Raw genomic sequence first — 25,963 nt, 5'->3', positions numbered from 1 at the left:
GAGACAGATGTCTAAGGTTATGGAAGTTGATAAAACCAAGGTCCAGCAGTTTTCCGCGCGGATCATGGAGGATTACGGCAACACACTGCGCGGTGCGATGCTCTACATCGGTGACCAGCTTGGCCTGTTCAAGGCACTGGCCGACGGTGAGGCCGTGACCCTGGAACAGCTGGCGCAGAAGACCGGCTACAACGCACGCTATTTGCGCGAATGGCTGGGCAGCATGGTCACCGGCAGCTATGTGACCTATGACGCGCAAACCCGTAGCTACCAGATGCCCGCTGAATTTGTGCCGGTTCTCGCCGATGAAGACTCGCCCTATTTTGCCGGTGGGATCATTCAGCTGAGTGTGCCGTTCGTGAGCATGGCGCCCAAGGTCATCGAAGCTTTTCGCCACGGTGGTGGTTGCGCCGAAGAGGCGTTTCCGCTGGAAACCTGGAAAGGCATGGAGCGCATGACCATGCCTTGGTACAAGCACTACTTGGTGCAGCACTGGATTCCTTCCCTGGACGGCGTCGAAGAGAAGCTCAAGACCGGCGGCAGTGTCCTGGATTTCGGTTGCGGCGCCGGCCTTGCGGCGATCACCATGGCCAAGGCGTACCCTGAGGCCCGGATTGTCGGCTGCGACTTTCACCTGCCTTCCATCGAGCTGGCACGGGCCAATGCCGAGGCAGCCGGGGTCGGTGACCGGGTGCAATTCGAGGTGAACGATTCGGATGCCTTGCGAGGCCAGCAATTCGACTTCGTGACCACCTTCGTGGTGATCCACGATGCCACCGATCCTCAGCAGATGCTCAAGGACCTGCGCGCCGCGACGGCCGAAGACGGCACCTACCTGATGGTCGAGCTCAACCTGTCCGAAGAGCTTCACGAGAACATGAACCTGTTCGGTCGAGTGATGTATCCGCAGAGCACCCTGTATTGCATGACCTGCTCGCTGTCCCACGGTGGGGCAGGGCTGGGGGCGTTCATGGGCGAGAAGCGCGCACGGCAGATGGCGCAAGCCGCCGGGTTCAGCCACTTCCGCAAGGTACCTTCCGAATGGCCGCCAATGCCGGCGTTGTTTGAACTCAAGCCGTGACCTAGCGTGCCCGGGGGCGTGTGGTACACGTTCCCGGGCATGCTCCTGCGACACCTGCGTGATGGACCGCCCAACTCTGTTATCGTGGCGCCCCTCTGAACGCACGGAAGCAATCACCCATGGATTTCTGCAAACCCCTGGCAATCGTCCTCCTGGTGTCGATTGGCAACCCCGCTGTGGCCGCCGAAAACAATAACCCGTTCCAGGGGGCGCTTATGCTCACCTCGGTAGCGCCCTTTGTGATTACCTCGGGAGCCACCGCCGGTACTTCCTACATTCCAGAGCTTTTCAAATCCTCCAAAAGTGACGCGCTGGCGTTCATTGGCTCCGATGGTGAGATCCGGGGTGCACAGTTCGAGCAGGCAAGCAGGTTTTATCGCTCGACCTACACGCCGCCGCTGATGTCTGACGCACAGCTGGCCCTGGCGATCGCGGCCTCATCTATACCGGCACTCTAGTGTTGGTTGTTCACGCCGCTCAACGGAACGTATGATCTGAGCCAGCCCTCCTTAGTTGGGGCTGAGCCGACTCACACCCGTTGAAGGACATGAGCATGCAAAAGCACTTCGGTAATTCAGGCCTGTTCAAGGCTGCGTCGTATCACTGCAACAACTCCCTGGTGAGCGGCATCGCGCGCTGGGAGCTGAAAAACATTGCGCTGAATACGAAGGAGTTTTTGATATGTCCAAAGAACTACTCGGAGTTTTTGCTCTAGGGTTGATGGTGATCGGTGAGTTTTGTGCAATCTACAGCGAGGTAGTCACCGCCAGGCTGGCCCATGCCGGCGACGGTTCATGGCAGGCATTCATCATGCCTGTAGTGCTGATGTGCTTTGCCGGGCTTTGCCTGTTGAGCGCCTATTGGCTGGGGTATGTGGCGGTCGGTGATATCTGGATCGTCACCGTGGTCTCGGTCACGTCCTTGTTGCTACTGGAGTCTGTGGTGGTCTGGGCGCTGTTCCATGAGGCACCTGGGCGCGGCGCATTGATCGGCTTTTGCCTGGGGGCGCTGGGGATGCTGGCTACGGTATTGTTGTAGTTGCACTTTCCTGGCCCGGCATGCAGATGCCGGGCACCCCGCTTTCAGCCAAATCCCAGACAAAGAAAAGCCCGCGATGGGGAGTGCGGGCTTAAAGGTTTTCACTAGGAGCTGGGATCACCTTAGGCGCCCGACTGTGAAAGGGATGTGAAAGCGTTAAGCAATCTGCAGTCGCGCTTATCAGCGCTGTATCGATAAGCGATAAACCCCCACCGGCCACTGCACCAGGGATTTACCCTTGTTGAACAGGGCTACGCGGTCCATTTGTGGAGTGGGCAGCCACAACGTCCCGTCCTTGTCCAGGAAGGGCGCGTCAACCCAATGCAGGCGCTTGTCCACGATCAGGGTTTCGATCTGTCCGTCAGGGCGGCGCACGCGCATGGCGTCGTGGGCCAGGTCGGAAAAGTACAGGTTGCCCTGTGCATCCATGACCGAACCTCCCGTTGCCGGTATATCGGCAAAGAATTCTACCCGCGCGGCCAGTTGTTCCGGGGGCAGGGCCGGGTTCGCAAGGTCCTGGATCCGCACCTTGAACCACGGGCCTTGCAGCGCGCCATAGTACAGCCAGACGCCGTCAATGCTGACTTCCAGCGGGTCGGCGTTGACGCGCAGGGGTTGGCCGTTGGGGGCCTTGACCACCTGGTTGCTGAGGATCAAGTCCCGGTCGGGCCGGGCGACCACTGAGGCATGCTGGTTCAGCACGCGCCGGGCTTCGCCGGTCTTCAGGTCGACGACAATAATGCCGGCATTTCCCGCATCGGTGAGGAAGGCCTTGCCGGCGCTGAAGCGGACGTCGTCCACGTAGCTGCCGGCCATGGCGATATCCGGCCCGAAGAAGTAGGTGCGAACCACCTGGTTTGTAGGCAGGTCGATACACACCAGCTTTGCGCCTTGGCTGACAGGGTTGCCGCCGAATTCGGGCGATCCGGTATCCACCACCCACAGTTTGTCGCCCTCCAGGCGCAGGGCATTGATGTTCACGAAGACGTTGGCAGCATCCCGCCCTGGTGCCCAACTGTTCCAGGCACCGCTTGGATAGGCAGCGCGCTGGCCATTTTGGTCGATTGCCGTCAGTTGTGGCCCCTGGGTCCCGGTCCAGCGTGGCCCCGAGAGAAACGTGCGGCCGCTGTAGTGCGCTACGGCGTTCCAGATCTGCCCGGAGCTTTGGACCGCGACGTCCAACTCGGGCTGTTTGACGGTGGCGCACCCGGCAAGCAGTGCCAGCATGGCGGCGCCCAGCAGCAAACGGGTCATGAGCGTGCTCCCCCAGCGCGGGCACAGGTATCCCACAACTCGGTGAGGCGTTGATGGAGGGTGTGCATGAACTGGCTGACGGTGGCTTTCGACATGATGATTCTCCTGCATCTGGTGACGTGACCTAACGAGGAGATAGCTTGATTGCTGGCGTTTAACTGAAAAAGCCCAGGTTCGATGCAATCAGTTTCTTCAAAATATTGATAATCCGCGTTCACACAGCCCAATACGCCACGTTCGTTGCGCAATGTTTCCCCGGGTGAGAAACTGGCCTAATTGTGAACGGTTATCATCTGCCGCCTATGCCATCTCCTTCCGCACGCATCCTGGTCATCGAGGATGACCTCGAGCTGTGCACCTTGCATAAACACGCCGGCAAGCCCTTGTCCAAGCGGCGCAAGCTCGTGGCGATGAACCTGCAGATGCTCAGCCAGGGGCGTTAGGTCCGCCAGGCTGGCACGCCCTTGTCGTCGATCGTCCAGTGCGGCTGCCCCGCTACGATCTGCACGCCACCGACCCAGCGCTCGTGGCTTGCATGATCGGGCCAGTACTCGCTGCCACTCAACACCTGGTGGCCCAGGGGCGTCAGCGCCAGTGTGCGGCCAGGCCAGGGTAGGTGGCTGTCGGACTCAGTCAGCAAAGGAGAGGCCCCGTCGATCAGCGGCCGCATCAGGGCATGGAACATCATGTCGCCGAGGTAGGGCAGGGGTTCACGCTTGGCCATCAGCTCGGCGAACACCCGGGCAAACGGCGTGGGGCCGACTTCTACCAGATACTGCAGGGCCAGGCGCTCGGTCAGCGACAAGCCATCGCGAGCGCCGGGCAACTCCTGCAACTGTCGGCGCAGTGCCGGGGCCAGCAAGGGCAAGGCGGGGAGGGGGTTGCGGGCCAACTGTGCCAGGGCCACGGGCGAGCTGTCGCAATAGGCCGCCCACGCCTGCCGCGCCAATTGGCGCATGGGCTCGTCAACTGGCCGGCGCTGGGGCCACAGCCAGGCCAACACCTGCGGGGCCAATTGCCCGATGCCGATAAAGCGCTGCACGCCGGGAATGCGGTCGACCGCGATCAACTCCAGCCTGGCCGGCGTGTGCTGAAGACCTGCCAGGGCACGGATCAGGAACAGTTGGTCATAGGCATCCGCTTCGCACCACAACACGCTGTGGTCGGCGCTGCCCAGCTCTTCAAGATGGCTGTACTCATCGTCCAGGCGGCGTGCGGCATCTGCCACATCCAGGGTAAACGCCTGGCCGATGAAGCGCGCCCGCATCGCCCGGTAGGCCTCGCCAGGCAAGGTCTGGACCGGGCCCATGCACAGCGGGTCGCTGAGCATCCGAAACCGCCCCTTGAACCCCGCCACGCCGAGGCTGTGGGCAATATCATTGCCGCAGCGCCAATGGGTGGTGCGCGCTTCATCGCTGGCTTCGAAACCGGGGTGGTTGGCGGCGAAATCCACTGCATCCACATGGGCCTTGAGCTTGGGCCAACTGCTGAAACCCAGTTGCCGGGCAATCAGCCATTGGGCATCGGAAAGCGTCGGGTGCGGGTTGGCAAGCAGCGCCAGTTCGGTTGGCGCGGTGCCATGTTTCAGGCGCTGCAACAGTTCCTTGGCGCGCTTGCGCTGCTGCTCAAGGTTGATACGGCCGTCAGTGGCCGATGAGGCGGGGCGTTGCGACATACGATCTCCTTGCACAAACCTTGTCCGCTTTAAGGTTGGGAGTCGTAGTGATGAGGTATGCAGTCATGTCCTGGGCGCGGCCCTTTCCGCGGAAGGTGGCGTAGATGGCGCCTGGCGCGAATATAGGTAGGGGGAGGGTGGATTGCAAGGTGTTCTGTTTCTGGATGTTGAAATCGGCAACTTCTCCAAGAGCCGAAAAAACACTTGAGGTAGCCTTATTTCCTACAGACAACAAGGAGTCGTCATGCAACGAAAAACCATCAATCCCCCGACAGTCTTCAACTCCCTGCAATACGGTTTCAGCCAGGCCATGGAAGTGCGCGAGGGCCGGCGCATTCTCTTGTCCGGCCAGGTGGGGGTGGATGCTGACGAGCGCACCGTCGGCCCCGGCATCGCCGAGCAGACCGCCACCGCCCTAGACAATATTGAAAAGGTCCTGGCCGCGGCCGAGGGCGATCTGTCCCATGTGATCATGCTGCGCCTGTATATCGTCGAGTCCGCCCGCGATCAGCAGGAGCCTATCGCTGCCGCGCTGCGCGAGCGTTTCCCCGACAATCCGCCGCCGTCGTCATGGATCATCGTCAGCGGCCTGTCGCTGCCCGAGTGGTTGATCGAGATCGAGGCGGAGGCGCTGATCCCGGGGTGATCAATAGCGCATCATCACCGACTTGAGTTCGGTGTAGTCCTCGATAAACGCGCTGCCAAACTCCCGGCCAATCCCCGAGGATTTGTTGCCACCGAACGGCACGGCCGGGTCGAGCAGGGTGTGCATATTCACCCATACCGTGCCGGCGTTGATCGCCGGGACCATGCGCAGCGCCTTGCCCAGGTCGTTGGTCCACAGGCTGGCGCTGAGGCCGCCAGCGGTGTGGTTTATCAACGCCAGCAACTCATCCTCGTCGTCGTAGGGCAGGAACGTGGCGATGGGGCCGAAGGTCTCTTCGGTGAGCAGCGTGTCGTTGATGCTGTTGGCGAGAATGATCGTGGGCTCGACATAGCAACCCTGCCAATCCATTGGCTGGCCGCCATGGATGATCGTGTTGTTTTCGGCGCGGGCGGTGGCAAAAAAACCTTCCAGCTTCAGCTGGTGCTGACGGTGGGTGACCGGGCCGAACTCGGTGCGCTCATCCAGTGGCGAGCCGATATTCAGTCGGCTCAAACGCTGGGCCAGGGCTTGCATGACCGGGTTGATCTGCGAGCGGTGGACGAAGAACCGCTCGGCCGCCGCGCAGATTTGCCCGGAGTGCAGGAACCCGGCTTCGATAATGCCGTTGACGGCGGTTTCCAGCTTCACATCGGGCAGGAACGCCGCGGCGTTTTTGCCACCCAGTTCCAGGGTCGCGCGGGTCAGGCCGGCACCCATGGCCGCGCTGCCCACCGCAAGGCCGGTGGGCACCGAACCGGTGAATGACACCTTGTCGGTGCCGGGGTGTTCGATCAGCCCCTTACCCACCCGGCCGCCGCCGGTCAGCACATTCAGCACGCCAGCGGGCAGGCCGGCTTCCACCGCCAGTTCGGCAATGCGCAGCAGGGTCAGCGGCGTGAACTCGCTGGGCTTGATGATGATGCTGCACCCGGTCACCAGGGCCGAGGCGAGTTTCCAGATGGCGATCATGGTCGAGAAATTCCACGGCACGATGCCTACCACCACGCCCACCGGTTCGCGCAGGGTGAAGGCGGTGTAGCGCTCGCCGGCAAACGAAGGCAGTGACGGGGTGAGGGTCTGGCCGCTGATCTTGGTCGCCCAGCCTGCGTAATAACGCAGGAAATGCGCGGCCTGGTCCACCTCGAACGCCCGGGAAATCTGGATGATCTTGCCCGACTGACAGGTCTCGATCTGTGCCAGCTCCTCACGGTGGCGTTCCAGCAGGTCGGCGAGTTTGAGCAGCACGTTACCGCGCACTGCGGGGGCGGTCTGCGACCATTGTTTAAAGCCGTGCCTGGCGGAGGTCACGGCCAGCTCGATATCACTGGCTTGCGCGTCGGCGACCGTGGCGATGACCTGGCCGGTGGCAGGGTTGATCACCTCCAGGGTCTGGCTGGACTGGCTGGCGACGTAGCCACCGTCGATAAACAGGCCGTGGTCTCGACGCAAGAAGGCTTCGACGGTGGGCAGCAGCGCGATATCGCTCATGGGGAGGTTCCTGATCAAAAGGGAAACCCCGAGGCTAACCAACGCTGCAGGCGACAGCTTGACTGTGCCTGCCGGGGCGTATGTCTGTGGCTGCCATGCCCCTGTGGGAGCGGGCTTGCCCGCGATGGCTGAGTGTCAGTCGATACATTCGGCGGATGAACTACCGCTATCGCGGGCAAGCCCGCTCCTACAGGGGAAGTGCGGTGGTTCAGGTGCAACCCACGGCTTAGAACGGCACCGCCACCACCAACTGGCTATACACGTTGGTGCCGTTGCCACCGACCTGGTTGCCGCCCGTCTCCTGGTCCTTGTCCGGTTGGTACAGGCCAATCAACGGCGTGATGATCAGGTGTTCGTTCACCGCCCATTCGACATACAGGTCCAGCTCGCGGCCATCCAGGTCGAGCATGTTGCGCTTGCTGACAGTCTGGTAGTCGAAGAACAGTGCGCCGAGGGTCAGGTTGTCCAGCGGCTTGACCTTGAGTGCCACGTGCTGCACCGAGGTGTTGCTGTTGTAGGGCCCGGAGTAGTTGCCCGCCACTTCGCCCTGGACCCAGGTACCCAACCCTCGATTGAAGCCAGCGAATAGCGCATCCCAGTTTTTCGAGTAGCGCGCATAGCGGTAGGTCAGGTCCGGCGACCAGGGCAGGTCGGCGAAGGTGTAGCCGGCCTCGGCGTACCAGGCTTTTTCCGGGCCGGGGTCTTTGTCCTGCCAGGCGTATTCAAACGAGAAGTGCGCGTTGTCGATCCCGGCATTCCCGGTGCCGCGCAGGCTGTAGAGGTTCATGCCCTTGCGTTGGCGTTGCAGGTCGTTGGCAAACCGCTCGTCCACGTCGATGCCATGCAGGTAGGTCAGACCCAGGGTGCCTGGCGCTGCGCTGTATTCCAGGGTGCCGATGGCCATTTCGGTCAGGGCCTGGGCGCGGTTGTCGGACTCGATCCACATCAGGCTGCCATGCAGGCCGTCCTTGCCGCCCAGGCGCATCACTGCCGCCTTGTCGAACGCATGCCGCGCCGCGATGTAATAGGCGCCGCCGCGGTCGAACTCACCGTCGGCCACGCCATTGCCCAGGTTCGGGCCATCGTCGTTGATGATAAAACCGTCGCCCACGGTGATGATCTGGCGCCCGTACGACAGGTCCAGGCCATCCTTGCCCAGGGCCGGCAACAGGTCCCCCGAGCGCCAGCCGGCAAAGGCTTCGTCGAACTTGGTGGTGCGCTCGCTGCCGTCGGTCACGCGGGAGGCATCGCCATCGCCCCAGGTGCCGGAACTCACCAGGTTGGTGGTGCCATACACACTGGCGTTGCCGCCCAGGGTCTGCTCGACGCTCAAGCCGTACTTGATAAAGCCTTCACGCCAGGTCGAACCGCCCTGGCTGCCCTCGTAGTTCTTGCGACTGTTGAACATGCCGTACACGGCCAGGAAGTTGCCGGTGACGGTGGTGTCGTCGTCGGCATACAGTTCGATTGCCTGGGCTGAAGGTTGGCCAATCAACAGCGCCAGACCCAGGCCGACAGCCGGGCGCAGGTGGCGGGTTTTGCGTGTGTGCTCCATTGTTATAGTCCCCCAAGGGTTAAGTTGAGGGCGCATTAGGGCGAGCGTCGGCGGCGCAAGTCTTTCACCTGCGTGCCAGGTAATTGATCCTGGCCGCCAGGCTGCAAGCCCTGGCAGGGAGCAACAAAACCGGCGGCAGCCAGGGGCAAGACGATCAGGTGGGGCGGGGCGCACAGTGCAAACACTTCTAAAAAATCCCTTTCGAGGATCTGCACCATGTCGAGCAATGACAGACTTACTGCGCACCTGAACCGGGGCACGGTGGGTTTCCCCACCGCGTTGGCCAGCACCATTGGCCTGATCATGGCCAGCCCGGTGATTCTCACCGCGACCATGGGCTTTGGCATCGGCGGCAGCGCGTTTGCGCTGGCCATGCTGCTGGCCGTGGTGATGATGCTGGCCCAGGCCACGACCTTCGCCGAGGCCGCCTCGATACTGCCTACCACCGGCTCGGTGTACGACTACATCAATTGCGGCATGGGCCGTTTCTTTGCGATCACCGGCACCTTGTCGGCGTATTTGATCGTGCATGTGTTTGCCGGCACCGCCGAGACCATCCTCGCCGGGGTCATGGCCCTGGTGAACTTCGAACACCTCAACACCCTGGCCGAATCCGCCGGTGGCTCGTGGCTGCTGGGTGTCGGTTTTGTGCTGGTGTTCGGCGTGCTCAATGTGTTTGGCGTCAGTGCCTTTGGCCGCGCCGAGATCATCCTCACCTTCGGCATGTGGACCACCTTGATGGTGTTTGGCGTGCTGGGCCTGATCGCCGCGCCGGCAGTGCAGCTGGACGGCTGGTTTGGTGAGTCCCTGGTGGGCACCGACCTGGTGACAGTGCTGTCGTTGGTGGGCATGGCGATGTTTATGTTTGTCGGCTGTGAATTCGTCACCCCGCTGGCGCCGGACTTGCGCCAGTCGGCCAAGGTCATGCCCCGGGCAATGATGCTCGGCCTGATGGGCGTGGCAACGTGCATGTTCATCTATGGCGCAGCGATGAAGCGCCAGGTGGAAAACGTGGTGCTGGACGCGACCAGCGGCGTGCATCTGCTGGACACACCCATGGCCATTCCACGCTTTGCCGAACAGGTGATGGGGCAGATCGGGCCGCTGTGGCTGGGCATTGGCTTTCTGTTTGCCGGCGCCGCCACCATCAACACCCTGATGGCCGGTGTGCCACGCATTCTGTATGGCATGGCGGTGGATGGCGCGTTGCCCAAGGTCTTCACCTACCTGCACCCACGCTTCAAGACTCCGGTGCTGTGCATCCTGGTGGCGATGCTGATTCCGTGCCTGCATGCGCTGTACCTGGGCGGCAACACCGACAACATCATGCACCTGGTGCTGGCGGCGGTGTGTGCGTGGAGTTTCGCCTACCTGTTGGTCACGGTGTCGGTGGTGATCCTGCGCATTCGTCGCCCCGATTTGCCACGGGCTTATCGCTCGCCGTGGTTCCCGCTGCCGCAGTTGCTGTCCAGCGCCGGCATTCTGTTGGGCATGTGGTTTATCACGCCGCCAGGGATGAACCCGGCGGATATCTATGTCCCGTTCGGCGTGATGCTGGGCGGCACTGCGGTGTATGCGCTGTTCTGGACCCTGGTGGTGCAGAAGGTCAATCCATTCACGCCGGCGTCGGTGGAAGACGTGCTGGCCAAGGAGTTTGCCAATGAACCGGGTCACGCTCATCACGGCTATGTCAGCACTGCGGCAAAAGCTGTCTGAACTGTTCAGTGCGCAACGGGCGCCCGCCGGCTATCAGCCTGGGCGCACCCTGGGGCAGTTGCAGCGCAACCTCGGGCTGGCGCGTTTCGAGCAGGTATCGCCGACTTTGGCGCACGCCCTCCTGGACGACGACAGCCTGCACCTGGAAATCCGCGAGCGCACCGAATCGCAGTTGTTGATGCACCTGGTCATGACCGAATTCAGCCTGCGCCTACCCGCCTCGGCAGAGGGCGCGGCACGCTTTGAATTGCACCATGGCGGGGCCATTCGACGAACTGGAATCTGCTGCCGGCAGCGCGCGGGCGAGGGGGCATTGCTGGGGCAATTGCAGGCGCGCTTGCAACAGGACAGCGCCCTGCACGAGGCATTGATGCCCCTGGATTTCAAGCGCCTGCACATCGAGCTGCATGCCCAGCAATGGCACGTACGCCTGGAGCACATGGGCGGCAGCGAGGTGGTCAACCGCATGCCGGCCTTCCGACGCTACATTGCCCTGAGCCGTGAACAGCGGGATGTACTGCTGGCTGCGCTGCTCGGCTTGCAGCGCGTATTGCGCACGCTCTGATTGGCATCATTAGTGCTAACACAATGGTGGACAGGTACTTGTTGCGCGCATATAGATAACATGTTAACTATTGCCCGACAAAAACAATAAGCCATTGTGGAGACACCCATGGGTATCCAACAGAGTGCACAACAGGGGCTCGACACCTGGAACCGCGACTTGCGTGCCATGTGCGGCCACTTCGACACCGAACTGGCCTTCAACCGCTCGCTGTTTATCGGCGAGTTCTCCATGCTCGCCAGCGGCGGCCTGTCGTTGGCCAGCCTGCGTACCAATGCCGGGTTGATCAAGCGCCAGGCGACCAACCCCGACCGCGATAACGATCAGGATTGCTTTTTGGTCAGCCAGCGCAGCGGCTATTCGCAGATCGTGCAGAACGGCCAGCGGGTGCAACTGGCTCCTGGCGAACTGCTGCTGATGGACTCGGTGGGCTCTATTGAAATCACCCCATTCGGCTTGATCGAGCATATCTCGCTGTCGTTGCCGCGCACCCAGGTGTGCAAGCAGATGGGCAGCCAATCAAAGACCTTTGGCAAGATCTCCTCCAGCAAAGCCTGCGGGCGCATGTTGCATGTGTTGATGGACCAGTTGTGCAAGGGCAGCGAGGGTGCCGAGGACGAGGTTGAGGCGCTGCAGTGTGCCTTTGTGTCACTGCTGGGCTCGGCCCTGGAGCAGGACGATGACGCGCGCGAGGACGTGGCCGCGTTGCAGGGCAACAACCTGCGCAGCTACGTGCAGAAAATCATTGATGAGTCTCTGAGCCAGCCTGGCTTGAGCCCGGTGGGCCTGGCCAGCCGCTTGAACATCTCGGTGCGCCATTTGTACCGGCTGTTCGAAGAACAGGACGACAGCGTCTGCCGCTACATCCAGCGCGCGCGGCTCAAGCGCAGCGCCGATGACTTGATCAACCCGTTCCTGCGCAGCGAGTCGATCACCTCGATTGCCTACAAATGGGGCTTCACCGATTCTGCGCATTTCAGCCGTTCGTTCAAGAAGCAGTTTGAGCAGTCGCCCAAGGCGTTTCGCAGTAGCCGGTTGCAGCAGGTGGTAGGAATGGCCTGACCGCGACTTATCAATCAGCCCACCCCCAATGTGGGAGTGGGCTTGTGTGGGAGCGGGCTTGCCCGCGATTGCGGTATGTCAGATTAGAAGTACTTAACTGATCCACCGCCATCGCGGGCAAGCCCGCTCCCACACCAAGCAACGCAGTTATGCGACCGCGAAGTAGTGCTTGACGAAACTCTCGCTGACCACTTCCCACAGCACGGGTGTGCCCTGGGTCACGAACCAGCTGTCACCGGCCTGGTAGCGGGTGGTTTGGCCGGTGTTTTCGTCGGTCAGGCGCACCTCGCCGGTGACCACTGTGGCTTGTTCATGAAACGGGTAGACCATGCGGAATTTGCCCTGGGTGGTGCCGAAATAGGCGCTGCTGACTTTGTCGGTGGGCGCACCAAAAGTCATTTTGCCGAAAGCCTTGAGCTCGCCGGCGAGGATCTCGGAGCCGAGATCGGCAACGGTGCCCCAGGCGTCGAGTTCAGACAGCTGGATATCTTTCTTGAGGGTAACGAGGGCCATACAGTTGCTCCTGAGGGATAAAAATGGAGTTAGCGGCGACCATTCCAGTAACCGGACAGTTGGTGCCAGGATTTGCCGGCGGTCAGCAGCAAGGGGCGGATTGCGTCCTTGCCGATAATCGTCGGGCGGTGGACTGAGCTGACCAGGTCATAGCGCGCCGAGCCTTCGCTCATGCCTTCGGCCAGGACCTTGCAGATGATGTGGCTGGGGGTGACGCCAAAGCCCGAGTAACCCTGGACGAAGAACGCATTGCTGCGCCCCGGCAGGGTGCCGATCTGGGGGAACAGGTTGGGGCTGCAGGCCATCGGGCCGCCCCAGGCCAGGTCGATTTTCACGTCCTTGAGGTAGGGGAAGATCTTCAGCATCAACTTGCGGTTCCAGGCTTTCAAATCGCCGGGAATGTGCTCTACCAGCGGCGTGGCGGCGCCGAACAGCAGGCGGTTTTCGTTGGTCACGCGGTAGTAGTCGATCACCGGGCGGATGTCGCTGTAGGCCCCGCGAATCGGGCTTATCCGCTGGATCAGTTCTTCGCTCAACGGCTCGGTCATCATCTGGAACGCGTAGGTGTTGATGGTCGAGCGATGCAGCTCCGGCTCCAGCTTGTTGAGAAAACTGTCACAGGCCCACAACAGCTTGCTGGCCTTGACCGAGCCGCGCCCGGTGCGCACGGTGATGCGCTCGCCATAGCTGACTTCCAGCGCCGGGCTGTTCTCGAAGATCCGCACGCCAAGGCCGGCCAGGGCGGTGGCTTCGCCCAGCAGCAGGTTCAGCGAATGCACATGCCCGCCGCCCATATGCAACAGGGCGCTGCTGTAGGCGTCGGAGCCGATGATCTGCTGGACGTCGGAGCCGCCGAGAAAGCGGATTTCATGCTTGCTGTTGATCGACTTGAAGTCTTTTTCCCAGGCCCGCAGGGTCTTTTCCTGACGGGCGTTGAAGCCCATATAGCCGTAGCCATGGCAGAAATCGGCGTCGATGTTGTACTTGGCGATCCGGTCTTTGATGATGTCGGCGCCCAGGTCACTGATCTCGAACACTTGGCGCAGGCCGTCTTCGCCGACGTCTTGCTTGATTTTCTCCAGGTCGTGGCCGATGCCGGCCATGATCTGCCCGCCATTGCGCCCGGTGCCGCCAAAGCCCAGGTAGCGCGCCTCCAGCACGACAATATTGGTGATGCCCTTTTCTGCCAGTTCCAGCGCCGTGTTGATCCCGGAAAAGCCGCCGCCGATCACGACGACGTCGGCCTCGATGTCCTGCTCCAGGGTGGGAAAGCTCAGGTTGTACTTCTTGGTCGCGGTGTAATACGTGGGGGTTTCAATAGTGATCATGGCGCAGCCTGAAAAGTGAAGGAAGGCTCTAAAGCAGATGTCTTCATTAGGGGCTTTGGCGGCAGCAATGTCTTGATCCTGCGTGCCGGGGCTTTTGATTCAGCGCGCCATGGACGTGCGCGACCATTAAGTTATAGCGCTTGCGCGGGGTGGGGATGTTAGAGTTTCGTTAAAACATTAACTAAATATCACGTGACCCTGACACTATGCTCAAACCCCGGCAGTCCCTGACCCTCACTTTGCTACAGGCCCGCGAAGCGGCCATGAGTTTTTTCCGTCCCTCGCTGAACGAGCACGGCCTCACCGAGCAGCAATGGCGGGTGATCCGCATCCTCAATGAACACGATGAACTGGAGATTTACCAACTGGCGGAACTGGCCTGCATCCTCAAACCGAGCATGACTGGCGTGCTGGTGCGCATGGAAGCGGCGGGGATGATCCATCGGCGCAAGGCCGAGCAGGATCAGCGGCGGGTATTGGTGACCCTGGCGGACAAGGGGCGGGCGAGTTTTGCCTCCATGAGCCAGTGCATGGAGGCCAACTACCAGCGCTTGCAGGAGCAACTGGGGGAGGAGAAGTTGCAGACGTTGCTGGGGCTGTTGGATGAGCTGAAAAACATCAAGCGCTGAAACACGATCTCTCAAACACCACGCATCCAAAATGTGGGAGCGGGCTTGCTCGCGAAAGCAGTGGTTCAGTCACCGAATATATTGACTGACACACCGCTTTCGCGAGCAAGCCCGCTCCCACATTGGGTCCTGCGGCGTTTGAAGGTAATTAGTAGACGCCGCCAGTGCTCGCTGGCGCGGGTTTGTCTTTGAACGTGCCCACCAACCCCTGCAACCCACGCATCAGCACCGTGGTATCCACCCCCACCGCGACAAACCCCGCGCCCAGTTCGATGTAACGCCGGGCCAGTTTCTCATCGGCACTGAGAATCCCCGCCGCCTTGCCCGCCTGGCGGATCCGCGCAATGGCATCTTCGATTGCCGCTTGCACGTCTGGGTGCCCCGGATTGCCTCGGTGGCCCATGGAGGCACTCAAATCCGCCGGGCCGATAAACACGCCGTCCACCCCCTCGACGGCGGCAATCGCGTCGAGGTTGGCCAGGCCTTGCAGGCTTTCGATCTGCACCAGCAGGCACATCTGTGCATCGGCCTGGTCCAGGTAGCCGTCGATGCTGTTCCAGCGCGAAGCCCGCGCCAGCGCACTGCCCACACCGCGTATGCCTTGGGGCGGATAGCGCATGGCGCGCACCAGCTCCCGGGCCTGGGCGGCGCTTTCGACCATCGGCACCAGCAGTGTCTGCGCGCCGATATCCAGCACCTGCTTGATCAGCGCGGTATCGCCGATCACCGGGCGAATCACCGCCGCGCTGGGGTAGGGCGCCACAGCCTGCAATTGGCCGAGCATGCCGCGCACGTCGTTGGGGGCGTGTTCGCCGTCGATCAGCAGCCAGTCGAAACCGGCATTGGCCGCCAGTTCCGCGCAGTACGCGTCCGCCAGGCCCAGCCACAGGCCGATCTGCGCTTCACCGCTGGCGAGCCGCTGTTTGAAACGGTTGACAGGCATGTCCATGAATCAGTCCTCCAGGGGTCAGACGAAGCGGCAGGAAATCGAACCGAGCATGTCGTAGTCGACATGGAAGGTATCGCCCGGGCTCGCCGCCACCGGCCGGGTAAACGAGCCGCCGAGGATGATTTGCCCCGGCAGCAAGGTGACGTCGTAGGGCGCCAGCTTGTTTGCCAGCCAGGCCACACCCTTGGCCGGGTGGTTGAGCACGGCGGCCGAGACCCCGGACTCTTCGATCACGCCGTTGCGGTACAGCACCGCCGGCACTTTGCGCAGGTCGATTTCGGTTGGCCGCACCGCGCGGCCGCCCATGACCACCCCTGCATTCGCGGCGTTGTCGGAGATGGTGTCGAACACTTTGCGCGTGGCCTTGGTGTGCGGGTCGATCTGCTGGATACGCGCGTCGATGATTTCCAGGGCCGGGATCACCCACTCGGTGGCGTCAAGCACATCGAAAATCGTGCAGCTGGGGCCCTTGAGCGGTTTGCCGAGGATGAAGGCCAGTTCGACCTCGACCCGCGGCACGATAAAGCGCTCGAACGGAATGTCGGTGCCTTCCTCAAACAGCATGTCATCGAGCAGCGCACCGTAGTCCGGTTCGGTGATGTTCGACGACACCTGCATCGCCCGCGAGGTCAGGCCGATCTTGTGCCCGACCAGCTTGCGCCCGCCCTTGATCTTCTGGGCGACCCAGGCGCGCTGGATGGCGTAGGCGTCCTCGATCGTGATCGCCGGATGCTCAAGGGAAAACTGGCGTACCTGTTCGCGGCTGCGTTCGGCATGGTCCAGCTGGGAGGCGGCTTGCAGGATGAGCTGTGGATCAAGCATGACAAGGGTCTCTTACTGAGGGTTGACGATGGCAGCGTTGGTGCGCAGCACCAGCAGGCCGCCAAGGGCGATAAACAGCGCCAGCACGTACAGGGCGAGGCTGGCGCTCTGGGTGGTGTCGCGCATCCAGCCGATCAGGTACGGCGCAAGGAACGAGGCAATGCTGCCAAACGAGCTGATCATGGCGATCCCGGCCGCCTGGGTGCAGTTGGACAAGAAGGCCGGCGGCAGTTGCCAGAACATCGGCAGCGCGGCGCTGGCGCCCATGCCGGCGACAATCAGGCCGCCCATCACCACCAGCGAGTTGCCCGGTGCCAGGCCGGCCACCGCGATCCCCGCCGCCGCCATCAGCAATGGCACACACAAGTGCCAGCGGCGTTCGCGGTTGCGGTCCGAGGAGCGTCCGCAGCCGATCATGAAAAAGCAGCCGGCCAGGTACGGCACGGCGCTCAGCAGGCCGACCTGGCTGTCGCGGCCGATGCCGGCGCCATGGATCAGGGTGGGCATCCAGAACGCCAGGGTGTTGACCGCCAGCATCACCGCAAAATAGATCGCTACCAGCAGCCACACTTGCGGGTCGCGCAGGATGCCGCCAAAGGAGGTGATGGATTTGCGCTTTTCCTCGGTGCTCAACTGTTCGCGCAATTGTTGTTTCTGCGCAGGCTCCAGCCATTTCACCGTTTCAAAACTGTCCGGCAGGTACTTGAGCACCACCAGGCCCAGCAGCACCACGGGTGCGCCTTCGATCAGGAACATCCACTGCCAGCCGCGCATCCCGCCGAAGTCGTGGAAGTTTTCCAGGATCGCCCCTGAGAGCGGCCCGCCAATCACCCCGGCCATGGGCACGGCGATGGCGAACAGGGCGGTGATCTGCGCACGTCGGCGCGCCGGGTACCAGCGGTTGAGAAACACCAGGATCCCGGGGAAGAAACCCGCTTCGGCCACGCCCAGCAAAAAACGCAGGACGTAGAAGCCGGTGGAGCTTTCGATCCACAGCATGCTGGTCGACAGGATGCCCCACACCACCATCAGGCAGGCGATCCAGCGCCGTGGCCCAACGCGGTCCAGGGCCATGTTGCTGGGCACGCCGAACAGCGCGTAGGCGATAAAAAACAGACCGGCCCCGAAGCCATACACCGTGTCGCTGAAATGCAGGTCGTTGCTCATCTGCATCTTGGCGAACCCGATGTTGATCCGGTCCAGGTGGGCAAACAGGTAACAGATCAGCAACAACGGCATCAGGCGCCAGGTGACGGTGCTGTGGGTGCGATCATGCTCGGCAAGGGTGACGCTGTGGGCGGTATTGGCTGTGCTCATGATGTTGTACTTTTTGTCTGAGAGGCCGTTGGGGGAGGCGGGGGGTCAACCCGCCTGGTTGCTTAAAAACGCGTGGACGTTGTTCTGTTTGAAATTCAACTGCGGGTGCAGCTCGACCATCTCGAAGGACAGCGCCAGCAGCCGTTGTGCCTGCAGGGCGGCGAAGTGCTCGGTGATCACCATGAACAAGGTTTCAGCCACCGCCTGACGGGTAGGCAGGTCGCGACCGTGGCCGACCTTGAGGGTCATATGGACGAAGGCGTAGTCGTGCTTGCCATCGGCCATGCGCCAGGTGTCCAGGCGCACCGCGCGGCTGCGGATGCCGCCGAGGGGGAACACGCCACTGTCTCCCAGCACCTGGTGGACCTTTTCAAACAGCCCTGCCAGGTCGGCCTGGGGTTCGAGGTTGTCGGTGTATTCGGCGATGAAATGCGGCATGCAAAGCCTCCTTCTGTAGGCGATTTAATGTGGGCGCTGTGTCGCCGGGCGAGGCTGCGCCCACATCTGCGGGTGTTGTATTCAGAGCGGGAAAATGGCGTTGATCTGGCCGGTGCCGGAGCTGCCGAATGGCTCGGTGATGATCTCGGCCGGGCGGTTGTACTCAGGCCCGCCGAGCAAGCCCAGGAGCATCGCGGTGTCGTGCATCTTGCCCTCGCCAAAGCAGTGTTCGGCATAGTCCGGGAGCATCGCGCAGAACTCCTTGAAGCGGCCTTCGCGCCACATCTGCACCACGTGCATATCCACTTGCTTGTCGAACTCGCGGGTCCAGTTGTGGATATTGGCTTCGGCTTCGCGGTCGTCGGAGAAGCGGTGCGACAGTGACCCGGAAGCCAGCACCAGCACCTTGCGATCACTCTTCTCGATGGCGCGGCGCACGGCGGCACCGAAGGCGAAGCTGTCTGCCAGGCGATGCCAGGCGCACCAGGCGGCGATGGAGATCACCTTGAATTTCTGCTCTTGGGGCACGTCCATGTGCATGTAGCGCATGGGCACCAGGGTGCCGTATTCCAGCTCCAGGCTCGGGATGTTGTGGTTCATGGTGCGCACCCCGGCCAGGTTGGCTTCGGCGGCAATCAGTTCACCCAGTTCCGGGCAGCCGGGGTAGGCGTACTCCATGTTCTTGATGAAGTGCGGCAGCTCATTGCTGGTGTAGGTGCCCTGGAAGCGCTCGCCACCGTTGACGTGGTAACCGCTGTTGACCAGCCAGTGCACATCGAATACCACTGCGGTGTCGGCCCCCAGTTCACGGGCGCGGCGCCCGATCTCCTTGTGCCCGGCAATCGCCGCCTCGCGGCAACCGTGGTGCTTGCCCGGTAGTTCCGACAGGTACATGGAAGGCACGTGGCAGATTTTCGCCGCCAGGACTACTTCACCCATGATCATTCTCCTGATTTCATTATTCTTGTTGGTACGCTACGGACCCTGTAGGAGCGAGCCCCGGCGGGGTTACACGCCCCAGCGCGGGATGTGGTGGCTGCCCATGGAAATGCACACGTTCTTGATCTCGGCGAACACTTCGAAGCTGTACTGGCCGCCTTCACGACCGGTCCCCGAGCCCTTGACCCCGCCGAACGGCTGACGCAGGTCGCGCACGTTCTGGCTGTTGATAAACACCATGCCGGCCTCGATGCCACGGGCCAGGCGATGGGCCTTGCCGATGTCCTGGGTCCAGATATAGGACGCCAGGCCATACTCGGTCTCGTTGGCCAGTTGCAGGGCCTCGGCTTCGTCCTTGAAGGGAATCAGGCACACCACCGGACCGAAGATTTCTTCCTGGGCGATGCGCATGTTGTTGTTGACATCGGCGAACACGGTTGGCTGGATAAACTGCCCGCGTGCCAGGTGCGCCGGCAGGTTGGCCGGCCGCTCCAGGCCGCCTGCAACCAGGTTGGCGCCTTCTTCTAGGCCAATCTTGATGTAGCCGGTGACTTTGTCATAGTGGGCTTGCGTGATCATCGAGCCCACCTGGGTGTTCGGGTCTTGCGGGTCACCGACAATCAGGCGTTTGGCGCGGGCGGCGAACTCGGCGACGAACTGCGGGTACACGCTCTCCTGGATAAACACCCGGCTGCCGGCGGTGCAGCGCTCGCCGTTGAGCGAGAAGATGGTGAACAGCGCGGCATCCAGGGCCCGTTCGAGGTCGGCGTCTTCAAAAATCAGCACCGGCGACTTGCCACCCAGCTCCATGGAGTACTTTTTCAGGCCGGCGGTCTGCATGATCTTCTTGCCGGTGGCGGTGCCGCCGGTAAAGGAAATTGCCCGCACATCCGGGTGACGCACCAGGGCATCACCGGCGGTGGCGCCGTAGCCCTGGATCACGTTGAGCACGCCCTTGGGGATCCCTGCTTCCAATGCCAGGCGTCCCAGTTCGTTGGCGGTCAGCGGCGACAGCTCGGACATCTTCAGTACCGCCGTGTTGCCCAGGGCCAGGCACGGGGCGGTCTTCCAGGTGGCAGTCATGAACGGTACGTTCCATGGCGACACCAGCGCGCACACACCCACCGGTTGGTACAGGGTGTAGTTGAGCATCTGGTCGTCCACCGGGTAGCTGTGGCCGTCCATGCGCGTGCAGACTTCGGCGAAGAAATCAAAGTTGTGCGAGGCCCGAGGGATCAGCACGTTCTTGGTCTGGTGGATCGGCAGGCCGGTGTCCAGGGTTTCCAGTTCGGCCAGGTGCGGTACGTTCTGCTCGATCAGTTCGCCGAGCTTGCGCATCAGGCGCGCGCGCTCCTTGGCCGGGGTGTTGGCCCACTTCGGGAAGGCTTCCTTGGCCGCAGCCACGGCCTGGGCGACTTCTTCAGCGCCACCGCTGGCCACTTCACCAATCGCCTCGCCGGTGGCGGGGTTGTAGTTGATGAAGGTGTCTTTGCTTTCGACCTCGCGGCCGTTGATCCAGTGTTTGATCATGGGGTTCAAGCCTCTTTCCGGGCGGCGAAAAAGTCCGCCTCGCTGACAATTCGGTTGACCAGGCGGCCGACGCCTTGCACTTCCACCACCACTTCATCCCCTGGCACCACATCGGCCAGGCCTTCGGGGGTGCCGGTGGCGATCATGTCGCCGGGTTGCAGGGTCATGAAGCTGGACAGGTATTCGATCAGGTAGGGGATATCGAAAATCATGTCGCGGGTGCTGCCTTCCTGGCGCAACTCACCGTTGATCCAGGTGCGCAGGGTCAGGTTGCCTGGGTCCGGCACATCGGCCACGTCGACCATCCATGGGCCGACCGGGGTGGTGGCGTCGCGGTTTTTCACGCGCAGGTTGGGGCGGTAGTAGTTTTCCAGGTAGTCGCGGATCGCGTAGTCGTTGCACACGGTGTAGCCGGCCAGGTACTCCAGGGCGTCCTCGCGCTTGACGTTGCGCGCCGGCTTGCCGATCACCGCCACCAGTTCGCACTCGTAGTGCATATAGGCGATGTTGTCCGGGCGCCAGGTGATCTGGTTGTGCCCGGTGTAGGTGCCTGGCGACTTGATAAAGGCCAGCGGCTCGGTCGGCGGGGCGAAGGCCAGCTCGGCGGCATGGTCGGCGTAGTTCAGGCCCAGGGCGAACATATTGCCGGTGGCCGGTGGCAGCCACTCGACCTGGTCTTCGGCCAGCAGCCGGCCATCGGCCAGGCGCACAGCGTTATCGGCTTCGACGTGGACCTGATGGACCTGGCCTGCATAGCGGATACGGGCGTGTTTCATGGGTGCTCCTCGGCCTGGATGTGGTTGACCAGGCGGCCCAGGCCGCTGATCTCGACTTCGACGGTGTCGCCGGGCTGCACATCCACGCGGCCTTCAGGCGTGCCGGTGATCAGCACATCGCCCGCATGCAGGGTCATGAACTCGCTGATTTCGGCGATCAAGCGGGGAATGTCGCGCACAAAATTGGCCGTGGTGTTCTGCTGGCGCAACTCGCCGTTGACGAACAGCTTGAGGCTCAACTGATGGGGGTTGGCGATCTGCTCGCGGGCCACCAGCTCAGGGCCCAGGGCGCAGAACCCGTCGCGGCACTTGGCTTTGACGGCGGGGCGGTAGTAGCTGTCTTCCGGCAGGCTGAACTCATTGACGATGACGTAGCCCGCCACGTGCTCCAGGGCATTTTCCACGCTGACGCGGCTGGCGCTTTTGCCGATCACCACGCCCAGGGCCGGGCCCGGTTGCAGGCGTTCGCCGTGGGGCTGGAGCACGATGCCGTCATGGCTGTTGCGGGTGTTGGGGGTCTTGATAAACAGCACCGGCTTGACCGGCGGCTTCTGGTACGGCGGCTGCTCGAATTCGGCGAGACGCTGGTTCAGCAAGCCCTGGTAGTTCAGCGCGACGCCGAACAGGGTGCCGCTGGCAACATCATGCAGGGTACGGCTCATGGATTTCTCCTGGCGATGGCGACTGCTCTGGAGGCAGTTCGTTAATGTGTTAACGTTATAATTAATATGTTAACTACCGTCAAGCGTGGCAAAATCATCGGGTGCAAAAAACAATAAAGAGGCGCCTGTGAAACCGATCCCCAACATCAACATCGGCCAGGTCTACGACCAGCGCTACAGCGATGCCGACGTGCATTACGACCGGCTCGGCAACCTGGCGGGGTTTTTCGGGCGCAATATGCCCGTGCATCGGCATGACCGGTTTTTCCAGGTGCATTACGTCAAGAGTGGCGCCGTGCGGGTCTACCTCGACGATCAGCAGTACCTGGAATCCGGGCCGATGTTTTTTCTCACGCCGCCCACGGTAGCCCATGCCTTTGTCACCGAAGCCGATGCCGACGGCCATGTCCTGACCGTGCGCCAGCAACTGGTACGGGCGCTGATTGATGCCGACCCGAGCCTTGCGCCCGGCCCGCAGATACCGCCCGCCTGCGTCGCGCTGGCACGCCTGGCACCCACGTTTGAGCCCGAGATCAAGCGGCTGGAGTGGCTGTTCGACGAGCTGTGCAACGAGGTCAACAGCACGGGCGCCGGGCGGGCGACAGCCCTGGAAAGCCTGACCCGCCTGATCATGATCAGCCTGCTGCGCCTGTGCGCCAATTCCCTGGAAGCGCGCCCGGCGCGCCACGAAGACTTGCGCATCTTCCATCGCTTCAATGAACTGATCGAAGACCACTATTTGCTGCATTGGCCGCTGTCGGCGTACGCCGAGCACATTGGCGTGACCGAGGCGCGGCTCAACGACGTATGCCGGCGTATTGCCGACCTGCCGTCCAAGCGCCTGGTGCTGGAACGGCTGATGCAGGAAGCCCGGCGCCTGCTGCTGTTTACCGGCAGTTCCGCGAATGAAATCTGCTACCAGTTGGGGTTCAAGGACCCGGCCTATTTCAGCCGGTTCTTCCAGCGTTATGCACAGATGACGCCGGGGGAGTACCGCCTGCGTCAATCGGGCCTGCGTTGATCACCACAGCGCCAGGCTGTAGCCGACGATGATGCGGTTTTCGTCGATATCACTGGTCAGGCCGTTGCTCGACCGCAGGGTCGCGTTACGCAGCCTGACGTTGACGTTTTTCAGCGGCCCGCTCTGCACGGTGTAGGTCAGGTCGGTATCGCGCTCCCATTCGCGGCCGTTGCGCACGCTGGCGGTCTGCACATGGCTGCCGTCCACATAGCGCGTCATAAAGGTCAGCCCCGGCAGGCCGAGGGCGGCGAAGTTGTAGTCATAGCGCGCTTGCCAGGCATCGGTCTCGGCCTTGGTGAACACATTGATGGTTACCAGGTTGACCGAGTAGGGGTCCATGCCGGGGTAGGCGAAATCGCCATGGCCTGACAGGTTCTGGTAGCCCAGGCCGAACTTGTGCGCCCCTGTCGACAGGCTCAGCATGCCGTTGAAGAACCGGTTGTCGATGCGCCCGCCATCCACCCGCGAAGCGCCGCGCAATTCATGGCTGCCCTGTTCGCGGGTATCGAAGTAGCGCAGGTCGCTGCGCAGGCTCATGCCGTTGCTCAGCGGCAGGTCATGCACCAGGCCGATGAAGTGCTGGCGGTAGATATCCTGCATCTGTGCGTAGTAGTAAGTCGTCGCCAGCTGTGGGGTGATTGCATAGGTGCCGCCGGCCAGGTCCAGGTGGCTGCTGTCGACGCCGGCGTAGCTCATCGCGTCGTTGCTGGAAGAGTCGCGCAGGTTCTGTTTTTCCAGGCGGCCGAGGTTCAGGGTCAGGCCGGCGATGTCCTGGGAGGTGAGCAACTCGCCGCTATAGGTCGAGGGCAGGAGCCGGGTGTCGTTGTAGGCGGCCACCGGCAACTGCGGCTGCAGGGTGCCGGCCTTGAGCACGGTTTTAGAGACCCGCACCTTGGCCGTCAGGCCCAGCTCACTGTAATTGTCGACGGGCTGCTGGCTGGCGCCATACGGCAGCAGCCCGGTGCCACGGCGGTCGCGGCTGGAGTCGAGCTTGACCCCCAGCTCACCCAGGGCATCCACGCCAAAGCCCACCCGGCCTTCGGTGTAGCCCGACTCCAGGCGCAGCACAAAGCCTTGGGCCCACTCATCGGCCTTGTTCTGCGGCGCGTTGGTTTGGCGAAAGTCGCGGTTCATATAGAAGTTGCGCAGGTCGAGGCTGGCCTTGCTGTCCTGGATAAACTCGGCGTAGGCGCTCAAAGGGCTGAACGTAGCGCACAGGCCAGCGCTGGCCGCCAGGGGAAGGAGGCGCAAATGCATGACAGATTCCTTTTGTTGTTTTTGTAGGTATCGCCCTTCGGATCGCTGAAGGGAGTGGCATATTGTTAACATGTTATATTTATTATGGGTAGACAATTTGCGCTGCTTTAAAATAATTAGTGTCGAGGTTAACGAGTTTGTGTGGCGGCCGGCTTGCATGCCCGTGGAGCCGACCCTAAGCTTCGACGCTTCGATCTCTTTTGTGCGTGAGCCATGTCCACTCCCAGACCTTCCCTGACGCTGACCCTGCTGCAGGCCCGCGAAGCCGCCATGGCGTTTTTCCGGCCGTTGCTCAATGAACATCAATTGACCGAGCAGCAGTGGCGGGTGATTCGGATCCTGCGCCAGCAGGGCGAACTGGAGAGTCATCAGTTGGCGCACCTGGCCTGCATCCTCAAACCGAGCATGACCGGCGTGTTGGCGCGCCTGGAACGCGACGGCATCGTGCGTCGGCGCAAGTCCAGCGAAGACCAGCGCCGGGTGTTCGTGACCCTCACCGAGCAGGGGCAACAGTGCTTCGTCGAGATGAGCGCGGGGATGGAAAGCAACTACCAGAAGATCCAGGAACAGTTCGGCGAAGAGCAATTGCAGCAACTGCTCGACTTGCTCAACCAGTTGAAAAACATCAAGCCCTAAGCTGTTGCCGGCGATGGCGCCTCATACCGCGCCGCACACAGGTTGAACACTCATGGAAAGACGGCAATTCAGCGGCGGGATGAAAGGCAAGAACCTGCGCTACCTGAACGAAACCCCGGGCCAGGCCCAACGCCAGGTGCGTGCAGGGTTTGTGTTGCTGGAACACTTTTCCCTGCCGGCCTTCACCCAGGCGCTGGACACCCTGATCACCGCCAACCTGCTGCGCCCGGGGTTGTTCACTTCACGCACTTTCGGCCTGGACGAGCAGGAGGTGATCAGCGACCTGGGCCTGGTGATTCGCCCGGACGCGCGCCTCGACCATAACGCCCTGGGCGACCTCGATCTGTTGGTGATTTGCGGCGGCTATCGCACCCAGCTCAAGGCCGGTGAAAGCTTTATCGAACTGCTCAAGGCTGCGGCGCAACAGGGTGTGATCCTCGCCGGCCTATGGAACGGCGCGTGGTTTCTGGGCAAGGCCGGGGTGTTGGACGGCTATCGCTGCGCCATTCACCCGGAACATCGCCCGGCCCTGACGGAAATCGCCAAGGCCACCCAGGTCAGCAGCGAGCCCTATGTGATTGATCGCGACCGCTTGAGCGCGTCCAGCCCTTCGGGCGCGTTCCATATGGCCCTGGACTGGATCAAGAGCCTGCACGACAAGGCGCTGGTGGAGGGCATTGAAGATATCCTGGCGTTTGAGGAGTCGCGTTACCGGCGGATCAAGCCCGCCGAAAATATCTGCGTGAGTGCGCCGCTGCGCGAGGTGGTGCGCTTGATGGATGCCAACCTCGAAGAACCCCTGGCCCTGGAGCAACTGGCGGTGTATGCCGGGCGCTCGCGGCGCCAGCTGGAGCGCTTGTTCCGCGAGCAGTTGGGCACCACACCGCAGCGCTACTACATGGAGCTGCGCATCACCGAGGCCCGGCGCCTGCTGCAGCACACCGAACTGTCCCAGGTCGAAGTGCTGGTGGCCTGCGGGTTTGTGTCGCCCAGCCACTTCAGCAAATGCTACAGCGCCTACTTCGGCTACCGGCCTTCAAAGGAAACCCGGCTGGTGAAGTAACCC

At 62.1% G+C, this 25,963-nt stretch carries 28 protein-coding genes; 13 read left to right on the top strand and 15 right to left on the bottom strand.

The genetic code is table 11. From position 1 onward, the window contains the following. The first annotated feature begins 7 nt into the window (after window positions 1-7). The 4 genes from PSH73_RS16545 (at window position 8) to PSH73_RS16530 (ending at window position 2,119) form a co-directional block, all read left to right on the top strand. Window positions 8-1,081, top strand: coding sequence for a methyltransferase domain-containing protein (locus PSH73_RS16545; protein ID WP_057444279.1), 1,074 nt, complete (start codon window positions 8-10; stop codon window positions 1,079-1,081). A 119-nt stretch (window positions 1,082-1,200) separates the two neighbouring features. Next, a complete protein-coding gene (locus PSH73_RS16540; RefSeq protein WP_057960135.1) occupies window positions 1,201-1,539 on the top strand; it encodes a DUF2388 domain-containing protein in 339 nt (112 codons plus the stop codon). 95 nt (window positions 1,540-1,634) lie between these two features. Further along, window positions 1,635-1,796: a hypothetical protein gene (locus tag PSH73_RS16535; RefSeq protein ID WP_162947739.1), complete on the top strand. Its 162-nt coding sequence runs from the start codon at window positions 1,635-1,637 to the stop codon at window positions 1,794-1,796. Between the two features lie 5 nt (window positions 1,797-1,801). Beyond that, window positions 1,802-2,119, top strand: a complete 318-nt coding sequence (locus tag PSH73_RS16530) for a hypothetical protein (protein ID WP_186625960.1) — start codon at window positions 1,802-1,804, stop codon at window positions 2,117-2,119. 180 nt (window positions 2,120-2,299) lie between these two features. Here PSH73_RS16530 and PSH73_RS16525 read toward each other — a convergent pair whose 3' ends face one another. Next, entirely contained in the window at window positions 2,300-3,373 is a 1,074-nt protein-coding gene (locus tag PSH73_RS16525) for an L-dopachrome tautomerase-related protein (protein WP_186625957.1), read from the bottom strand. Window positions 3,374-3,675: 302 nt separating this feature from the next. Here PSH73_RS16525 and PSH73_RS16520 point away from each other — a divergent pair, with 302 nt between their 5' ends. Further along, a complete protein-coding gene (locus PSH73_RS16520; protein ID WP_186625956.1) occupies window positions 3,676-3,816 on the top strand; it encodes a hypothetical protein in 141 nt (46 codons plus the stop codon). On the opposite strand, the gene PSH73_RS16515 is transcribed toward PSH73_RS16520, so the two are convergent. Then, window positions 3,813-5,048: a DUF1835 domain-containing protein gene (locus PSH73_RS16515; protein WP_128593341.1), complete on the bottom strand. Its 1,236-nt coding sequence runs from the start codon at window positions 5,046-5,048 to the stop codon at window positions 3,813-3,815. The two genes, PSH73_RS16520 and PSH73_RS16515, sit on opposite strands and share 4 nt — an antisense overlap. Window positions 5,049-5,292: 244 nt before the next feature. On the opposite strand from PSH73_RS16515, the gene PSH73_RS16510 reads away from it, so the two are divergent. Then, the gene (locus PSH73_RS16510) at window positions 5,293-5,694 is read left to right on the top strand and encodes a RidA family protein (protein WP_057441680.1); all 402 of its coding nucleotides are present in this window, start codon (window positions 5,293-5,295) and stop codon (window positions 5,692-5,694) included. On the opposite strand, the gene PSH73_RS16505 is transcribed toward PSH73_RS16510, so the two are convergent. Continuing rightward, on the bottom strand, window positions 5,695-7,182 hold the full coding sequence (locus PSH73_RS16505; RefSeq protein WP_305460944.1) for an aldehyde dehydrogenase family protein: 1,488 nt from the start codon (window positions 7,180-7,182) through the stop codon (window positions 5,695-5,697). It abuts the gene before it with no gap. Window positions 7,183-7,408: 226 nt separating this feature from the next. Continuing rightward, window positions 7,409-8,737, bottom strand: coding sequence for a hypothetical protein (locus PSH73_RS16500; protein WP_305460942.1), 1,329 nt, complete (start codon window positions 8,735-8,737; stop codon window positions 7,409-7,411). A 216-nt stretch (window positions 8,738-8,953) separates the two neighbouring features. On the opposite strand from PSH73_RS16500, the gene PSH73_RS16495 reads away from it, so the two are divergent. The 3 genes from PSH73_RS16495 (at window position 8,954) to feaR (ending at window position 12,080) form a co-directional block, all read left to right on the top strand. After that, on the top strand, window positions 8,954-10,453 hold the full coding sequence (locus PSH73_RS16495) for an APC family permease (RefSeq protein ID WP_057441676.1): 1,500 nt from the start codon (window positions 8,954-8,956) through the stop codon (window positions 10,451-10,453). After that, window positions 10,398-11,018 carry a DUF3156 family protein gene (locus PSH73_RS16490; protein WP_057960127.1) on the top strand — a complete coding sequence of 207 codons (621 nt, stop codon included), beginning with the start codon at window positions 10,398-10,400 and terminating at the stop codon, window positions 11,016-11,018. The genes PSH73_RS16495 and PSH73_RS16490 overlap by 56 nt, the downstream gene beginning before the upstream one ends. 108 nt (window positions 11,019-11,126) lie before the next feature. Further along, window positions 11,127-12,080, top strand: coding sequence for a transcriptional regulator FeaR (gene feaR / locus PSH73_RS16485; protein ID WP_169990037.1), 954 nt, complete (start codon window positions 11,127-11,129; stop codon window positions 12,078-12,080). Window positions 12,081-12,227: 147 nt separating this feature from the next. Here feaR and PSH73_RS16480 read toward each other — a convergent pair whose 3' ends face one another. Both PSH73_RS16480 and PSH73_RS16475 read right to left on the bottom strand, forming a co-directional pair. Continuing rightward, on the bottom strand, window positions 12,228-12,593 hold the full coding sequence (locus PSH73_RS16480) for a cupin domain-containing protein (protein ID WP_057441665.1): 366 nt from the start codon (window positions 12,591-12,593) through the stop codon (window positions 12,228-12,230). A gap of 29 nt (window positions 12,594-12,622) precedes the next feature. Further along, complete coding sequence (locus PSH73_RS16475) at window positions 12,623-13,921, bottom strand: FAD-binding oxidoreductase (protein ID WP_305460940.1); 1,299 nt, start codon at window positions 13,919-13,921, stop codon at window positions 12,623-12,625. Between the two features lie 206 nt (window positions 13,922-14,127). On the opposite strand from PSH73_RS16475, the gene hpaR (PSH73_RS16470) reads away from it, so the two are divergent. Continuing rightward, window positions 14,128-14,550 (top strand): homoprotocatechuate degradation operon regulator HpaR, encoded by a 423-nt coding sequence (gene hpaR / locus PSH73_RS16470; RefSeq protein WP_305417674.1) that lies wholly within the window; start codon window positions 14,128-14,130, stop codon window positions 14,548-14,550. A 148-nt stretch (window positions 14,551-14,698) separates the two neighbouring features. On the opposite strand, the gene hpaI is transcribed toward hpaR (PSH73_RS16470), so the two are convergent. The 8 genes from hpaI to PSH73_RS16430 form a co-directional block, all read right to left on the bottom strand. After that, a complete protein-coding gene (gene hpaI, locus PSH73_RS16465; protein WP_198792657.1) occupies window positions 14,699-15,499 on the bottom strand; it encodes a 4-hydroxy-2-oxoheptanedioate aldolase in 801 nt (266 codons plus the stop codon). 18 nt (window positions 15,500-15,517) lie between these two features. Continuing rightward, complete coding sequence (hpaH, locus tag PSH73_RS16460; RefSeq protein WP_186625953.1) at window positions 15,518-16,321, bottom strand: 2-oxo-hept-4-ene-1,7-dioate hydratase; 804 nt, start codon at window positions 16,319-16,321, stop codon at window positions 15,518-15,520. A 12-nt stretch (window positions 16,322-16,333) separates the two neighbouring features. Beyond that, window positions 16,334-17,638, bottom strand: a complete 1,305-nt coding sequence (locus PSH73_RS16455) for an MFS transporter (RefSeq protein ID WP_057960122.1) — start codon at window positions 17,636-17,638, stop codon at window positions 16,334-16,336. A 45-nt stretch (window positions 17,639-17,683) separates the two neighbouring features. Continuing rightward, window positions 17,684-18,076 (bottom strand): 5-carboxymethyl-2-hydroxymuconate Delta-isomerase, encoded by a 393-nt coding sequence (locus PSH73_RS16450; protein ID WP_057960121.1) that lies wholly within the window; start codon window positions 18,074-18,076, stop codon window positions 17,684-17,686. Window positions 18,077-18,157: 81 nt separating this feature from the next. After that, a complete protein-coding gene (gene hpaD, locus PSH73_RS16445) occupies window positions 18,158-19,015 on the bottom strand; it encodes a 3,4-dihydroxyphenylacetate 2,3-dioxygenase (protein ID WP_057441719.1) in 858 nt (285 codons plus the stop codon). Between the two features lie 69 nt (window positions 19,016-19,084). Next, on the bottom strand, window positions 19,085-20,545 hold the full coding sequence (hpaE, locus tag PSH73_RS16440) for a 5-carboxymethyl-2-hydroxymuconate semialdehyde dehydrogenase (protein WP_057441651.1): 1,461 nt from the start codon (window positions 20,543-20,545) through the stop codon (window positions 19,085-19,087). 5 nt (window positions 20,546-20,550) lie between these two features. Further along, complete coding sequence (locus PSH73_RS16435; RefSeq protein ID WP_057441649.1) at window positions 20,551-21,321, bottom strand: fumarylacetoacetate hydrolase family protein; 771 nt, start codon at window positions 21,319-21,321, stop codon at window positions 20,551-20,553. Next, window positions 21,318-21,983, bottom strand: coding sequence for a fumarylacetoacetate hydrolase family protein (locus PSH73_RS16430; RefSeq protein ID WP_057441647.1), 666 nt, complete (start codon window positions 21,981-21,983; stop codon window positions 21,318-21,320). Before PSH73_RS16430 ends, PSH73_RS16435 begins: the two co-directional genes overlap by 4 nt. A 127-nt stretch (window positions 21,984-22,110) precedes the next feature. On the opposite strand from PSH73_RS16430, the gene hpaA reads away from it, so the two are divergent. Further along, on the top strand, window positions 22,111-23,004 hold the full coding sequence (hpaA, locus tag PSH73_RS16425; protein ID WP_057441645.1) for a 4-hydroxyphenylacetate catabolism regulatory protein HpaA: 894 nt from the start codon (window positions 22,111-22,113) through the stop codon (window positions 23,002-23,004). Here hpaA and PSH73_RS16420 read toward each other — a convergent pair whose 3' ends face one another. Next, window positions 23,005-24,261 (bottom strand): OprD family porin, encoded by a 1,257-nt coding sequence (locus PSH73_RS16420; RefSeq protein ID WP_169990040.1) that lies wholly within the window; start codon window positions 24,259-24,261, stop codon window positions 23,005-23,007. 213 nt (window positions 24,262-24,474) lie between these two features. On the opposite strand from PSH73_RS16420, the gene hpaR (PSH73_RS16415) reads away from it, so the two are divergent. Together hpaR (PSH73_RS16415) and PSH73_RS16410 are read left to right on the top strand one after the other, a co-directional pair. Continuing rightward, a complete protein-coding gene (gene hpaR, locus PSH73_RS16415; RefSeq protein WP_057441641.1) occupies window positions 24,475-24,897 on the top strand; it encodes a homoprotocatechuate degradation operon regulator HpaR in 423 nt (140 codons plus the stop codon). 52 nt (window positions 24,898-24,949) lie between these two features. Further along, complete coding sequence (locus PSH73_RS16410) at window positions 24,950-25,960, top strand: GlxA family transcriptional regulator (RefSeq protein WP_081044276.1); 1,011 nt, start codon at window positions 24,950-24,952, stop codon at window positions 25,958-25,960. Window positions 25,961-25,963 lie beyond the last annotated feature (3 nt).

It is taken from the genome of Pseudomonas sp. FP2294 (genome assembly GCF_030687625.1).
Taxonomy (GTDB): domain Bacteria; phylum Pseudomonadota; class Gammaproteobacteria; order Pseudomonadales; family Pseudomonadaceae; genus Aquipseudomonas; species Aquipseudomonas shahriarae.
The sequence above is the reverse complement of the archived record's forward strand: the minus strand, read 5'-3'. Positions and strand labels throughout refer to the sequence as shown.